The sequence below is a fragment of the Burkholderia sp. LAS2 genome (assembly GCF_018417615.1).
GTDB lineage: Bacteria > Pseudomonadota > Gammaproteobacteria > Burkholderiales > Burkholderiaceae > Burkholderia > Burkholderia sola.
The window spans coordinates 2,238,730-2,252,882 of sequence record NZ_CP071052.1 but is presented as its reverse complement, the minus strand read 5'-3'; the positions used below and the strand labels follow the sequence as shown (position 1 = coordinate 2,252,882).

The following is a 14,153-nucleotide window of genomic DNA, read 5'->3' as shown; positions in this document are numbered from 1 at the left end:
CGCGTTCGCGGCGGCGCCGGCTCGATGGCTCAGCGTTTTTTTAGCGGCAGCGGCACCACGCTTTTCACGTCGCGCAGCCCGGTCGGTTCGGGCGGCAGGTAGCCCCAGTCGCCCTGCGATGCGGACGCGTCGGCCTCTGTGTCGTCGGTGCCGCCGTGTCGCTTGTCGGGCTGCCGTGGTGTATCCGAGCGCAAACGATCGTCGTGCTCACCACCTTGCTGCGACGGCGGCGGCCCCGCATGGCGCCGATGCCGCAGCACGGCTTCGGCCACGCGCGCCACATGCGACACCGTCACCGCGTCGGCCTGCTCCAGCGCGGCCAGCGCACGCGCGGCGCGCAGCATCACGAGATCGGCGCGCAACCCGTCGACGGCCGCGTCGATGCACAGCGCGCTGACGCGCGCATGGACCGCATCATCGAAATCCAGCGTCGCCAGTCGCGCACGCGCCGCATCAATCCGGTCCGCGAGTGCCCGCTGGGCCGCCGCGTGACGCGCGCGAAACGCCTCCGGATCGAGATCGAACGCAAGACGCGCCTTCACGATCCGCTCGCGCTGGGCGGCGTCGAAGCAGTTCTCCAGCTCGACCATCAGCCCGAAGCGGTCGAGCAGTTGCGGACGCAGCTCGCCCTCCTCGGGATTCATCGTGCCGACCAGCACGAAGCGCGCGTCGTGCGCGTGCGACACGCCATCGCGCTCGACGATGTTCACGCCGCTCGCGGCGACGTCGAGCAGCGTATCGACGAGCCCGTCGGCGAGCAGGTTCACTTCGTCGACATACAACACGCCCCGATGCGCGCGAGCCAGCAGGCCCGGCCGGAAACGCACGCCGTTTTCGGCCAGCGCGTGCGCGAGATCGAGCGTGCCCGTCACCTGCTCGTCGCTCGCCGACAGCGGCAGCGTGACGAACTGCCCTTCCGGCAGCAGCTCCGCGAGGCCGCGCGCCGCGGTCGATTTCGCGGTGCCGCGCGGGCCGCTGACGAGCACGCCGCCGAGCGACGGGTCGATCGCGGCGAGCAGCAGCGCCTGCTGCAACGCGTCCTGCGCGACGAGCGCCGCAAACGGAAAAACCGCGCGGGCGCGGTGCGTCGTCGGATCGATCATCGCCGTCCTCCTTCCTGACGTTGTTCGCTGGCGAGCCAGATCGCCTCGATCCGCTCGCGATAAGGGCCCGGCTGCTGCCACAGCCCGCGCTGCATCGCTTCGACGAAGCGCTCGCAGATGCCGTGCAGCGCGTTCGGGTTGTGCCGTTCGAGAAACGCGCGGGTGGCGTCGTCGAACAGGTACGCGTCGGCGACGAGCGCGTACTGGTGATCGGACAGCACGCGCGCGGTCGCGTCATAGCCGTACAGGTAATCGACGGTCGCGGCGAGTTCGGCCGCACCCTTGTAGCCGTGACGCTTCACGCCGTCGAGCCATTTCGGGTTGACGACGCGCGAGCGGATCACGCGCGCGATTTCCTCGCGCAGCGTGCGCATCTTCGGCGCGACCGGGTTCGCATGGTCGCCGTGATAGATACTCGGCTGCTGCCCGGACAGGTGCCGCACCGCCGCCGTCATTCCACCCTGGAACTGGTAGTAGTCGTTCGAATCGAGAATGTCGTGCTCGCGGCTGTCCTGGTTCTGCACGACGACGTCGATCGTCGCGAGCCGCTCGCCGAACACGTCGGGCGCGGCGTCGCCCGCACTGTTCTGCGCGTATGCATGGCCGCCCCATCGACGGTAGGCATCCGCGAGATCGGCGTCGGTCTGCCAGCGCCGCTGGTCGATCAGGTCCTGCAGGCCCGCGCCGTAGCTGCCCGGCCGCGCGCCGAACACGCGCCAGCCGGCGCGGCGGCGCGCTTCGTCGGGCGCCATGCCCTGCGCGACCCACTTCTCGCGTTCGCGCTCGATGCGCGCGCGGATCGGGTTCAGTTCCTCGGGCTCGTCGAGTGCGGCAACCGCCTGCACGGCCGCGTCGAACAGATGCATCAGGTTCGGGAATGCATCGCGGAAGAAACCGGACACGCGCAGCGTCACGTCGATGCGCGGCCGGTCGAATATCTCGATCGGCAAAATCTCGAAGTCGGTCACGCGGTGGCTGCCGTGCGCCCATTTCGGTCGCACGCCGAGCAGCGCGAACGCCTGCGCGATGTCGTCGCCGCCGGTGCGCATCGTGGCCGTTCCCCAGACCGACAGTCCGATCGCGCGCGGATAGTCGCCGTGATCCTGCAGATGGCGTTCGATCAGTTGCTGCGCGGATTTCAGCCCGAGCGACCACGCGGCCTGCGTCGGCACCGCGCGCGTGTCGACCGAGTAGAAATTGCGGCCCGTGGGCAGCACGTCGGGACGGCCGCGCGACGGCGAACCGCTCGGCCCCGGCGGCACGAAGCGGCCGTCGAGCCCGCGCAGCAACTGCCGCATTTCCTCGCCGCCGCACGCGTCGAGCGCAGGCAACAGCGTCGAACGCACGCGTTCGAGCACCGCGAGCGTATGCGGCCATTCGCCGGGCGGCGGCATGTCGAGGCCGGGATCCTCCGAAGCGGTTCCGCACACGACGTTGAGCCAATGCTGCGCCAGCCGTTCGAGCCGTTCGCGCGTATCGCCCGCATGCCGCCACGGCGACGCGTCGAGCGTTTGCAGCACGGCCGGCCGCGGCCCGGTCCACGGTGCGGCCCAGTCGGCCGAAAGCGGGTCGAAATCGCTGCCAAGCGCGAGATCGTGCGCGAGCGCGCCGATCAGGCCAGCCCGTTCGCCCTTGCCGTCACCGACCGGAAAACGTGCCAATGCGAGCAGCGTGTCGCGCCGCTGGCGCTCGACCGGCGACGCGCCGAACACGTGCAGCCCGTCGCGGATCTGCGCTTCCTTCAATTCGCACAGCCATGCATCGACGCGCGTGAGCAGCGCATCCTCGTCGCCCGCATCGCGCGGCGGCGACACGCTCAGTTCGTCATGCAGACGATGCTCGGCGATCGTCGCGAGGATCGTCTTGCGCAGCAGCTTCGCGCGTCGCGCATCGACCATCAGCGCTTCATAGTATTCGTCGACCTGCCGTTCGAGATCCTGCAGCGGGCCGTAGTTTTCCGCGCGCGTGAGCGGCGGCATCAGGTGATCGACGATCACCGCCTGCGCGCGGCGCTTCGCCTGGCTGCCCTCGCCCGGATCGTTGACGATGAACGGATACAGATGCGGCAGCGGCCCGAGCGTCAGGTCGGGCCAGCATGCGTCGGACAGCGCGACGCTCTTGCCCGGCAGCCATTCGAGGTTGCCGTGCTTGCCGAGATGGATGACCGCGTCGACGCGATACGCATCGCGCAGCCAGAAATAGAACGCGAGATACGCGTGCGGCGGCACGAGATCCGCATCGTGGTAGCTCGCGTAGTCGTTGTCGTCGCGCGAGCGCGACGGCTGGATGCCGACGAACACGTTGCCCGCGCGCCAGCCGGCGATCGTGAAGCGCTGCTGCCGCAGCGTCGGGTCCGCTTCGGGCGGCCCCCAGCGTTCGTTCAGCGCGTCGCGCACGGCCGCCGGCAGTCGCGCGAAGCGCGCGACGTAGTCGGCCAGCGCGTAACTCTGAAACGCGGGACGCAGCGTGCGCAAGGCGGGATCGTTGGTCACGCCTTCGGTGAGTTGCGCGATCAGCGCATCACCGTCAGACGGCAGATCGGCCACCGTGTAGCCCGCATCGCGCAGCGCCGCGAGCACGCGCAGCGCGGATGCCGGCGTGTCGAGCCCGACGCCGTTGCCGATCCGCCCTTCGCTTTGCGGATAGTTCGCGAGAATCAGCGCGATGCGCTTGTCGGCGTTATCCAGCGTGCGCAGCCGGCACCAGCCGCGCGCAAGCGCCGCGACGAACGCGATCCGCTCCGCATCCGGCTGGTAGCGCACGACGTCGACTTCAGTGTGCGGGCAACGATACGCGAGCCCCTTGAAGCTCACCGCGCGCGTGACGATGCGCCCATCGACTTCGGGCAGCGCGACATGCATCGCGATGTCGCGGGCGTGCAGCCCCTGGTTGTCGGCCACCCACGCGTCGCGATTGCCGCCGGACAGAATCACCTGCAGCACCGGCGCGTCGCCGGCCAGCACGTCGGGCTCGGCGCTGTCGATCGCGCCGGCCGCGAACGCGGTGGTGTTGAGCACGAGCGCGACGCCATGCGTGTCGCACAGCTGCGTGATGACCTCGCGGCTCACCGCGTCCTTCAGCGACGTCACCGCGATCGGCAGCGGATTCAATCCTTCGTCGATCAACGCATCGGCCAGCGCGTCGAACACGGCCGTGTTCGCGGCCTGCCAGTGCGCGCGATAGAACAGGATCGCGACGACCGGCGCGCCCGGCGTCCAGCGCGGCCGCCAGTCGTCGACGCTCGCACGGTCGCGCGCCGGGTGATACAGCGCGGCGGCCGGCAGCGGGCGCGGCGGTTCGGGCTCGTCGCCGAACCCGAGCGTGTGAAACGCGATACTGCGCAGCAGCGCGTCGGCGTTGTGCACGCCGCCTTCGCGCAGATAGCGCCACCACAGCCGGCACAGCTCGGCCTCGACCGTGCTCTTCGCGACGAGGTTCGGGTCCTCCTGCAGGTCGCCCGAGAACATCGCGAGCTGCTGCCCGCGCTTCGACGCGAGCGACACGGCCTGCTCGATCCCGTACGGCCAGTACGCTTCGCCGCCGAGATGATCGATCACGACCGTCTTCGCGTGACGCAGCACGTCGTCGACATAGAAATCGACCGACGCAGGCTGCCGCAGGAACGTGACGTTCGCGAGCCGCACGCTCGGGAACCCGGCCGGCAAGTGCGGCACGACGCTCGCGAGCAGCGACAGCGTCGTGTCGGCCGAACTCAGGATCACGATGTCGGCCGGCTGCTGGTCGATCCGGACGACGCCCTGCGTATCGTCGACGAAGCCGCCCGGCGTGGTGCGCAACAGATGCATCGTGCGTTACGCCTGCTGCGGCTCGGCCGCGCACGCGGCGTCGAACGCGCGTTGCAGCGCGGCCGCGTCGAGATCCTCGCCGATCAGCACGAAGCGGCTCGCGCGCGTTTCGCCGTCCTGCCAGCGGCGGTCGAAATAGCTGTCGAAGCGGCGGCCGACGCCCTGGATCACGAGCCGCATCGGCGCGCCGGGCAGCGCGGCGAAACCTTTCGCGCGATAGATCGTGTGCGCTTCGACCACCCGCTGCAATGCGGCGATCGTCGCTTCGCGCGTGCCGGCGTCGCCCGACACCACCACCGAATCGAAATCGTCGTGATGATGATCGTGATCGCCGTCGTCGGCCGAGCCGTGATGGTCGTGCCGCAGATGGATCGTGTCCTCCGACGCCGATTCGAGGCCGAGCAGCATCGCGAGATCGAGCTCGCCGCGCGTCGCACGCACGATCTTCACCTGCGGCGGGATTTCTTCGCGGATCGCGGTTTCGATCTGCGCGAACTCGGCGTCGCCGACGAGGTCGGCCTTGTTCACGATCACGAGATCGGCCGACGACAGTTGATCGGCGAACAGTTCGTGCAGCGGCGATTCGTGGTCGAGGTTCGGATCGGCGCGGCGCTGCGCGTCGACGGCCTGCGGGTTTTCCGCGAACTGGCCACTCGCGGCGGCCGGCCCGTCGACGACGGTCACGACCGCGTCGACCGTGAAGCTGTTGCGGATCGTCGGCCAGTTGAACGCCTGCACGAGCGGCTTCGGCAGCGCGAGGCCCGACGTCTCGATCAGCACGTGGTCGATGTCCGCGCGGCGCTCGACGAGTGCTTCCATCACCGGATAGAACTCTTCCTGCACGGTGCAGCACAGGCAGCCGTTCGCGAGTTCGTACAGCTGGCCCGGCGCTTCGCCCTGCGCGCCGTCGGCATCGTCGCAGCCGATGCCGCAGCCCTTGAGGATTTCGCCGTCGATGCCGAGCTCGCCGAATTCGTTGACGATCACCGCGATGCGGCGGCCTTCGGCGTGCTGCAGGATATGGCGCATCAGCGTCGTCTTGCCGCTGCCGAGAAAGCCCGTGACGATCGTGACGGGCAGCTTGCGTAGGGTCATGGTAGGTCCGGTGTCGAAGAGGGAATCAGGACGGGATCGTCGCGTCGGGGGCGGCGCGGCCATTCAGCGGGCGGTGCGCGGGAAGCTCGCCGCGTGATCCGCGCGGACAGTCGCACGGCGGGCGGAACAACGAATCGGACATGGTGCTTCCTTGCGAACGGTCGACATCGTGAATGCCAACACGGCTGCGGCCGTGGACGATGCGCCGCCTCCCCGCGGCGCTGAACCCCAACGTTTAGGCCGGTATCCGGGCTGACGAACACGCCGCTTCGCCTTCCCGGATGCGCGGCATCCAGTGGCGGTCGTCCGCATGCGCATGGCATGCGGCGAAGCGGCGCTGCGTGGCGCTTCTCGCGCGACGCGTTCGCTTACCGTTGCGGGGGCAGCACAGGTTGGCTCGACTGCGGTGCAGGCAGGCTCCCTGTTTCCCGTTTAACTGCGCGTGCCGGAGCGGCGCGCGCGAGCACCAAAACGCGTGCGAGTGTAGGCGGCGGGGCCGGGAGCGTCAAGGCGAGCGGCCCTCGGCGAACGCGAATGATTGTCGTTTTCAACCGATCGAGATAAAATTCACCCCACAACAACACCAGCAACCGCGCAACGGCAATGTGAGGCAATCACTCAGTCATCCTTAAATTTTCATGTCGAAACGACAGATATCCGGGCGGCGCTTTCCTGTGCTGGCCCTGTCGCTGTGCTCGCTCGCCGGCGTGGCCTCCTTCCCTGCGCCGGCGGCCGAGTTCGACGACGAACTGCCCGCGCTCGAGGTGCGCAGCCGCCGTCATCCGAACGATCCGCGCGCCGAAAGCGTGAGCACGGCAACCCGCACCGCGAGCGATCCGCGCGACGTCCCGCAAACCATCGACAGCGTCGCAGTCGACGAAACGCTGTCCTACGGCGGCCGCACGCTGGCCGACGCGCTGGCCGGCGTGCCGGGCGTGTCCAATACGTCGGATACGCGCTTCGATTCGTTCCGCATTCGCGGCTTTTCCGCCGCGGGCGACCTGTTGCTCGACGGCATGCGCGACGATGCGCAATACGTGCGCAGTCTCGGCAACATCGAACGCGTCGAAGTGCTGAAGGGGCCGGCGGCGGCGCTGTACGGGCGCGGCAGCGGCGGCGGCGTCATCAACCGGATCACCAAGCAGCCGTTGCCGGAAAACTTCGGCCATCTGTCGGCGGCGACCGGCAGTGATGGACGGCTCGGCGCATCGGTCGATCTCAACCGGATGCTGTCGAGCGCATGGAGCGTGCGGCTCAATGCCGGACGCGAACACGCCGGCAGCTTCCGCGACCACGTCGACGGCACGCGCCAGACCATCGCGCCGTCGATCAAATGGCGGGACGCGCGGCGCAGCTGGCTGCTGCAGTTCGAATACGACGCGTACCGACGCGTGCCAGATCGCGGCATCCCGGCGCCGGTCGCCGCGCTCGACGCGGCCGGCAAACCCGTTGCGTACTCACTGCCGTCCGAGCGGCGCGCGACCTTCTTCGGCGCGGCGGGACGCGACACCATCCGCGACCAGAACATGAACTGGCGCTCGGTCTTCACGCACGCGCTCGGCGGCGACTGGGAACTGCGTCATACGCTGGGCGTGCTGGATTTGCGCAGCACCTTCGACAATACCTACGTCACGCAAAGCTACGTCACGAAGCCGCGCGACTACCGGCGCGTGCAACGGGCGCGCTACCTGCAGGACATGACGCATCTCAACGTGCAGACCGGCGTCGAACTGGGCGGCAAGGTCGCGACCGGACCGGCGCTGCATCATCTGCTGTTCGGCATCGAATACGGCTGGCAGAAACGCAGCCCGACGCTCTGGCAGGCCGACGCGACGCCGGTCCCGATCAGCGGACCGGATCGTTTCGCTCTGGCCGGTTCGGCGCCGCGCCCGTATGCGATGAACCGCCATCGCGTGAGCGACTACGCGATCTTCGCGCAGGACCGCATCGACCTCGGTCGAGCGTGGAAGTTGCTCGGCGGCCTGCGCGGCGAACGTTTCGACGTCGATTCGACCAACGTGCTGAACGATCTGCATTCGCGGCGCACGACGACGGCATGGAGCCCGCGGCTCGGCGTCGTGTGGTCGCCGGTCCGCGCGCACAGCGTGTATGCGTCGTACAGCAAGAGCTTCGCGCCGGTCGGCGGCGACCTGATCGGCATCACGCCGGACGCGCGCGGCAACGCCAACGATCTCGGCCCGCAATACAACCGCCAATACGAGATCGGCGTGAAAAGCGACTGGCGCGGCGGCGCGCTCACCACGACCCTCGCACTGTTTCAGCTCGATCTGTACAACCGCCGCGTCGCCGACCCGGTGCGGCCGGGCTTTTTCGACCTCACCGGCCTCGAACGCAATCGCGGCCTGGAACTGGGCGTCGCCGGCCGGCTCACGGGCGACTGGTTCGTCCGCGGCGGCATCGGCTGGCAACACGCGCGGGTGGTCGACGCCGAGCCGAAGTACGCGGGCAAGCGGTCGGCGGGCGTGTCCGGGGCGAACGGCAGCCTGTTCGTCAGCCATGCGCCGCTGCGCGGATTTTTCGCCGAACTCGGGCTGGTGTACGAAGGTGCGCGTTACGCCGATCGCGACAACCTGCTCGAACTACCCGCCTACGTTCGCTGGGACGGCAAGGCCGGCTATCGCACGCGCGACTTCGAGGTCACGCTGGCGGCCGTCAACCTGACCGATCGCGACTATTACGCGAATGCGACGGGCCTCGCGCAGATCATGCCCGGTGCGCCACGCACGTTCACGCTGACGGCGGCGTACAAGTTCTGACCGCGCGGGCCGCGCCGACGCCCCGCGCAGCCGGCCCGCGGGGGACGGCGTCAAGACGAGCGGTCGTCGCGACCGGCGTTTCGGTCCGGATGCTCAGCCGGTTCGCGGCGACTGCTCCGCGATCGCTTCCTGCAGCGCTTGCACTGTATCGGGACGCCCGAAATACCAGCCCTGCGCGCCGATCGACAGCCCCGGGATGTCGAGCATCTGCGCCTGCTCACGGGTCTCGACGCCCTCAAAGACCACGCCGACCCCGAGCCGACGGGCAATCGCGAGGATCTCCGGAATGATCGAGGTGCCGTCATGCTGCGGCGCGGCTGGCAGAAGCGAACGGTCGACCTTGATGTAGTCGATCGGAAGATGCTGCAACAGGCTCAGGCTGGAGTAGCCCGTGCCGAAATCGTCCATGTAGACGGGATGCCCGAGATCGCGCAATTGCCGAAGCGCCGGCACAATTTCCGGCAGTTCCACGGTCGACCGCTCGGTCAGTTCGAAGCCGACATGCTTGCGCGACAATCCGGCCGGCCAGCAACGGTCCAGCGTCGCCATCAGGCTGCCGTCCCGCAGTTCGTCAGCGCTGACGTTGATGGTCACGCGAAAGTCCGGCTCGCTGTCGAACAGCAGGCGCATCTCCCGCAGGACCGTGCGCACGACGAAGGCCGTGACGTCGGCGATCATGCCGGCGCGTTCGGCGTCGGCAATGAATACGTCGGGTGCGGCTGGCCCGTCGATCCAGCGGATCAGCGCCTCGGCGGAGACGATCCGCGATGATGCGCCCAGCGCGACGATCGGCTGATAGCGCAGGACAAATTGCCCGTTTGCCAGCGCTCGACGTATCTGCGCGGGAAGCGCCGTCCACCGTCGGTGCAGCATCAGCGCCCCGAGCCCCAGACAGCAGCCCGCCGCGCCACCGGCGATCCCCAGCAGCCAGGCGGCGTGCCGACTGGCGTTTGCCAGTGCTTGCGGTGTCACGACGACGATCGTGCACACCGGCACGCGGGCCGAGCAGAATGATTTGCCGTCCCGAAACCCCGGCACCTGGCTGGCATCGACGTACGCCGGGACGCCGCGCGCGTCGAGCCCGATGACGAGCGCGGTTGGGTGGCCTTTGAGCCCGATCACGTAGTGCAGACCTGACGGCGGCAGTACCCTGAACGCGTCCAGATCCATCAGCAGGTTCGCCCTCCTTCCCGCGACCACGAGCCCAAGCGTGTCGGGGCTCGACAACAACGGCACGGTCCAGAAGGCCGACATCGCGTCGGTCAGCCGGAATGGCTGCCGCTTCGGAGAAAAGGGCCTGGGCAGCATGCCCAGCATCGTCGTGCAAAGCAGATCGGTGCCCGACAGGCGTCCGACGTCCTTGACGTACTTCGACTGCACGGAAGCCGATCGCAACAGGCGCAGGTCTCGCGGCGAGCAGTCCGCGTACGGGGAGGCATCCACGTCGGCAAGCGTCCTGGCCGCCGAATCGAACACAAGGTCGATCTGCTGCACGACTTGCGCCCCCAGCCCCGCAACCGATTGCGCCAGCACGGTCTTCGTAACAAGCGGCCAGGCTTTCAGCGCCAGTCCTGCCGAAACGACCAGCATGCCGATCGCGAGTGCATAACCGGCCCCACTGGAGGTTGTCCATCTGCGTACGTTCGCCATAGGCGCGGCACTTCGCGATGTAGTGGCCATCGCCCTGCAGGTCCGGCAGAGCGAGCCGATTTTGGTATGGGTCTCGTCAGCTTCGTGCGACTGGCAGCCCGAAGCCGGCGCCTTGCTTACGATGTCGACCAGATGATTGCACACCAATATTGCGGGTACGCAATGCCTCTTCCCCGGATTGAGTCCCGGACGGATGCGGGCGCGGTTCGCCGGCCTCGCGCCCGACGCACGCTGTGCTATCGTATGCGCCGCGTTCGGTGCTCGCATGCGCATTCCGCGCATGCAGTTAAACGGGAAACAGGAGGCGGACATCCGCCCGGCCTGTGCTGTCCCCGCAACGGTACGCCGCCCGCGCAACGCGCTTTCCCGCGCGTGCGCCCAGGCCGCCCGCGATGCCACTGCCCTTCGACGGGCGGGAAGGCTGCGGCCTGGCAAGCGGCCAGCCCGGATACCGGCCGACGCAAGGGGCGAGCGCGATGCTCGCCGAACGCCCGATCCGCGGGGAACGGATGGGGTGCGCATTTCACCCGCGTTCGCGCGGGTTTCGCCCGATCCGACATGCACTGCCTGCCCGCCGGCCGCCGATGCGCCGCCCGCCTTCCCTGTTCCACTGTTTCGACACGGTGCGCGCCGTGCCGCGCGCGATGAGCCGCGCGTGGCTGATCGGCGCCGGCCCCGGCGACGCCGACCTGCTGACGCTCAGGGCCGTGCGCGCGATCGGCGCGGCCGACGTGCTGCTCGTCGACGATCTCGTGAACCCCGAGGTGCTGCGCCATGCGCGCGCCGATGCGCTGATCGAGCACGTCGGCAAGCGTGGCGGCCATGCGTCGACGCCGCAGGCGGCGATCGTGGCCGCGATGCTCGCGCACCTGCGCGCGGGCCGCAGCGTCGCGCGGCTCAAGGGCGGCGATCCGTTCGTGTTCGGCCGCGGCGGCGAGGAGCTGATCGCGCTCGGTGCGGCGGGTTGTCCGGTGGAAGTCGTCAACGGGATCACCGCGGGCATCGCCGCGCCGGCCGCGCTCGGCATCCCGGTCACGCACCGCGGCGACGCGCAAGGCGTGATCTTCGTCACGGGCCACGGCGCGGGGGCCGACGAGCCCGACTGGCGCGCACTCGCGGCCACCCGCATGACGATCGTGGTCTACATGGGCATCCGCCGGCTCGACGCGATTGCCGCGGCGTTGCGCGACGGCGGGCTGCCAGCCGACACGCCGTGCGCGGCGATCGAGAACGCGACGCGCCCCGAACAGCGCCACGTCGTCGCGACGCTCGATACGCTCGTCGATCGCATCGCGGAAACCGGTATCGGCTCGCCGGCGATCGTCGTGATCGGCCGCGTCGCGGCGCTCGCCGACGATCCGGCGGTGCGTGCGGCGCTCGGCGGCCACGCATGATGCGCGTCGCGCTCGGTGTCGGTTTCCGCGCGGGCGTCACGGCCGCGCAACTCGATGCCGCGATCCGCGCCGCGCTCGCGTGCTACCCGGCCGCCGAACCGGCGCTCGTCGCGACGCTCGCCGACAAGGCGCGCGCCCGTGCGCTGCGCACGCTGTGCGCGCGCCGCGGCTGGCCGCTCGTCGCGTTCGACGCGGCGCAACTCGCGAGCCGCCCGGAACTGGCCACGAGCGGTCCGTCCGGCGCCGCGCTCACCCGCTTCGGCATCGCGGGCGTAGCCGAGCCGTGCGCGCAGCTCGCCGCGCCGCACGGCCGGCTGCTCGGCCCCAAATCCATCCGGGACGGCGTGACGGTCGCGCTCGCCGGCCCGCTTTGAACCCATTGTTTCGCTTTCGACAGGACGACTCCCGATGAAGACCGATTCCGAATCCCATCAGCGGATGGCCGAACGCCGCCGCGCCGGCCATGAAAAGAAACAGGCCGCCGCCACCCAGGAAAAGGGCCTGCTGATCGTCCACACCGGCAACGGCAAGGGCAAGAGCACGGCCGCGTTCGGGATGGCCGTGCGCGTGCTCGGCCACGGGATGCGGCTCGGTGTCGTGCAGTTCATCAAGGGCGCGCTGCATACGTCCGAGCGCGACTTCCTCGGCGCGGTCGCGGAGTGCGATTTCGTGACGATGGGCGACGGCTATACGTGGAACACGCAAAACCGCGACGCCGACATCGCGACCGCGCGCAAGGGCTGGGACGAGGCGCGCCGGATGATCGAAAGCGGCGATTACCGGATGGTGATCCTCGACGAGCTGAACACCGTGCTGAAGTACGAATACCTGCCGCTCGACGAAGTGCTCGCGACGCTCACGGCGCGTCCGGAGTCGGTGCACGTCGTCGTCACCGGGCGGCACGCGCCCGATGCGCTGATCGATGCGGCCGATCTCGTCACCGAAATGCGGCTCGTCAAGCATCCGTACAAGGAGCAAGGCGTGAAGGCGCAGCGCGGCGTGGAGTTCTGAGCATGCCGGCCTGCCCCGCGCTGTTCGTCAGCGCGCCCGCGTCCGGACAGGGCAAGACGTCGGTGACGGCCGGCCTCGCGCGGTTGCACCGCCGGCTCGGCCGTCGCGTGCGCGTGTTCAAGACCGGGCCGGATTTTCTCGATCCGATGCTGCTCGAACGCGCGAGCGGCGCACCCGTGCATGCGCTCGATCTCGGGATGGTCGGCGAGGCCGGTTGCCGCGCGCTGCTCGCCGACGCCGCGCACGACGCGGACCTGATCCTGATCGAAGGCGTGATGGGGCTATTCGACGGCACGCCGAGCAGCGCCGATCTCGCGGCCGCGTTCGGCGTGCCGGTCGTCGCGGTGATTTCGGCGAAGGCGATGGCGCAGACGTTCGCGGCGATCGCGTTCGGGCTCGCGCGGTTCCGGCCCGAGGTGCCGTTTCACGGCGTGCTGGCGAACCGCGTCGGCTCGGCACGGCACGCGGAATTGCTGCAACAGGCGTTGCCCGACGACCTGCGCTGGCTCGGGCACGTGCCGGCCGATGCAGGCATCGCGTTGCCGGAGCGGCATCTCGGGCTGCATCAGCCGGCCGATATCGACGATCTCGATGCACGGCTCGAGCGCGCGGCCGATGTGCTCGCGCAAACCGCGCTTGTCGAGTTGCCGGCTGCCGTCACGTTCGCGGAACCGGACGTGGCCGCGCCGCTGCCGCGCGCGCTGGCCGGCAAGCGGATCGCGGTGGCGCGCGATGCGGCGTTTTCGTTCATCTATCCGGCCAATCTCGCGTTGCTGGATACGCTCGGTGCCGAGCCGCGGTTCTTCTCGCCGCTCGCCGACGAACCCGTGCCCGACGATTGCGATGCATTGTTTTTGCCGGGCGGCTATCCGGAACTGCACGCGGCGACGCTTGCCGGGAATGCCCTGACCGCACGAACGATTCGCGCGCATGCGGCAGCCGGCCGGCCGATCGTCGCGGAATGCGGGGGGATGGTGTACCTGTGCGAATCGCTGACCGACGTGGACGGCTCGACGACGCCGATGCTCGGCCTGCTGCCCGGGCATGCGACGATGCAGCGCCGGTTCGCGGCGCTCGGCATGCAGCAGCTCGATACGCGCACCGGGCCGATGCGCGGCCATACGTTTCATTATTCGCGGCTGGATACGGCGCTGGCGCCGGTCGCGACCGCGGCCCGGCCCGATGGCGAGGCTGGCAGCGGCGAAGCCGTTTATCGCGCGGGTGCGATCGTCGCGACGTACATGCACATGTACTGGCCGTCGAATCCGGATGCGGTCGTGGCGCTGTTCGGTGGGGAAGCATTCGAGACATGATCGG

9 protein-coding genes and 2 riboswitches are annotated in these 14,153 nt (G+C 69.2%); of the genes, 5 read left to right on the top strand and 4 right to left on the bottom strand.

What is annotated here, in order from left to right:
- Positions 1 to 29: 29 nt before the first annotated feature.
- The 3 genes from JYG37_RS10365 to cobW are packed head-to-tail and all read right to left on the bottom strand — an operon-like array spanning position 30 to position 6,004.
- Positions 30 to 1,103: a magnesium chelatase ATPase subunit I gene (locus JYG37_RS10365; RefSeq protein ID WP_213345375.1), complete on the bottom strand. Its 1,074-nt coding sequence runs from the start codon at positions 1,101 to 1,103 to the stop codon at positions 30 to 32.
- Entirely contained in the window at positions 1,100 to 4,909 is a 3,810-nt protein-coding gene (cobN, locus tag JYG37_RS10360) for a cobaltochelatase subunit CobN (protein WP_050012629.1), read from the bottom strand. Before cobN ends, JYG37_RS10365 begins: the two co-directional genes overlap by 4 nt.
- 6 nt (positions 4,910 to 4,915) lie before the next feature.
- Entirely contained in the window at positions 4,916 to 6,004 is a 1,089-nt protein-coding gene (gene cobW, locus JYG37_RS10355) for a cobalamin biosynthesis protein CobW (RefSeq protein ID WP_050012628.1), read from the bottom strand.
- A gap of 221 nt (positions 6,005 to 6,225) precedes the next feature.
- A riboswitch (cobalamin riboswitch) is annotated at positions 6,226 to 6,490 on the bottom strand.
- Between the two features lie 152 nt (positions 6,491 to 6,642).
- Here cobW and JYG37_RS10350 point away from each other — a divergent pair.
- Entirely contained in the window at positions 6,643 to 8,781 is a 2,139-nt protein-coding gene (locus tag JYG37_RS10350) for a TonB-dependent receptor (RefSeq protein WP_089488433.1), read from the top strand.
- Between the two features lie 93 nt (positions 8,782 to 8,874).
- On the opposite strand, the gene JYG37_RS10345 is transcribed toward JYG37_RS10350, so the two are convergent.
- Entirely contained in the window at positions 8,875 to 10,371 is a 1,497-nt protein-coding gene (locus JYG37_RS10345; RefSeq protein ID WP_176015671.1) for an EAL domain-containing protein, read from the bottom strand.
- Positions 10,372 to 10,668: 297 nt separating this feature from the next.
- Positions 10,669 to 10,905: riboswitch (cobalamin riboswitch) on the top strand.
- A 110-nt stretch (positions 10,906 to 11,015) separates the two neighbouring features.
- On the opposite strand from JYG37_RS10345, the gene cobA reads away from it, so the two are divergent.
- Genes cobA through JYG37_RS10325 form a run of 4 tightly spaced genes read left to right on the top strand, consistent with a single transcriptional unit; the run spans position 11,016 to position 14,149 of the window.
- A complete protein-coding gene (gene cobA, locus JYG37_RS10340) occupies positions 11,016 to 11,825 on the top strand; it encodes a uroporphyrinogen-III C-methyltransferase (protein ID WP_235356174.1) in 810 nt (269 codons plus the stop codon).
- Positions 11,822 to 12,199 carry a cobalamin biosynthesis protein gene (locus tag JYG37_RS10335; RefSeq protein WP_213345374.1) on the top strand — a complete coding sequence of 126 codons (378 nt, stop codon included), beginning with the start codon at positions 11,822 to 11,824 and terminating at the stop codon, positions 12,197 to 12,199. The genes cobA and JYG37_RS10335 overlap by 4 nt, the downstream gene beginning before the upstream one ends.
- A gap of 34 nt (positions 12,200 to 12,233) precedes the next feature.
- Positions 12,234 to 12,836 (top strand): cob(I)yrinic acid a,c-diamide adenosyltransferase, encoded by a 603-nt coding sequence (gene cobO / locus JYG37_RS10330; RefSeq protein ID WP_050012624.1) that lies wholly within the window; start codon positions 12,234 to 12,236, stop codon positions 12,834 to 12,836.
- Positions 12,837 to 12,838: 2 nt separating this feature from the next.
- On the top strand, positions 12,839 to 14,149 hold the full coding sequence (locus JYG37_RS10325; RefSeq protein ID WP_050012623.1) for a cobyrinic acid a,c-diamide synthase CobB: 1,311 nt from the start codon (positions 12,839 to 12,841) through the stop codon (positions 14,147 to 14,149).
- The last annotated feature ends 4 nt before the right edge of the window (positions 14,150 to 14,153 follow it).

Excerpts from the sequence above, each read along its gene's own strand:
- JYG37_RS10365 (WP_213345375.1), bottom strand. The coding sequence starts at position 1,103 with ATGATCGATCCGACGACGCACCGCGCCCGCGCGGTTTTTCCGTTTGCG.
- cobN (WP_050012629.1), bottom strand. The coding sequence starts at position 4,909 with ATGCATCTGTTGCGCACCACGCCGGGCGGCTTCGTCGACGATACGCAG.
- cobW (WP_050012628.1), bottom strand. The coding sequence starts at position 6,004 with ATGACCCTACGCAAGCTGCCCGTCACGATCGTCACGGGCTTTCTCGGC.
- JYG37_RS10350 (WP_089488433.1), top strand. The coding sequence starts at position 6,643 with ATGTCGAAACGACAGATATCCGGGCGGCGCTTTCCTGTGCTGGCCCTG.
- JYG37_RS10345 (WP_176015671.1), bottom strand. The coding sequence starts at position 10,371 with ATGCTGGTCGTTTCGGCAGGACTGGCGCTGAAAGCCTGGCCGCTTGTT.
- cobA (WP_235356174.1), top strand. The coding sequence starts at position 11,016 with ATGCGCCGCCCGCCTTCCCTGTTCCACTGTTTCGACACGGTGCGCGCC.
- JYG37_RS10335 (WP_213345374.1), top strand. The coding sequence starts at position 11,822 with ATGATGCGCGTCGCGCTCGGTGTCGGTTTCCGCGCGGGCGTCACGGCC.
- cobO (WP_050012624.1), top strand. The coding sequence starts at position 12,234 with ATGAAGACCGATTCCGAATCCCATCAGCGGATGGCCGAACGCCGCCGC.
- JYG37_RS10325 (WP_050012623.1), top strand. The coding sequence starts at position 12,839 with ATGCCGGCCTGCCCCGCGCTGTTCGTCAGCGCGCCCGCGTCCGGACAG.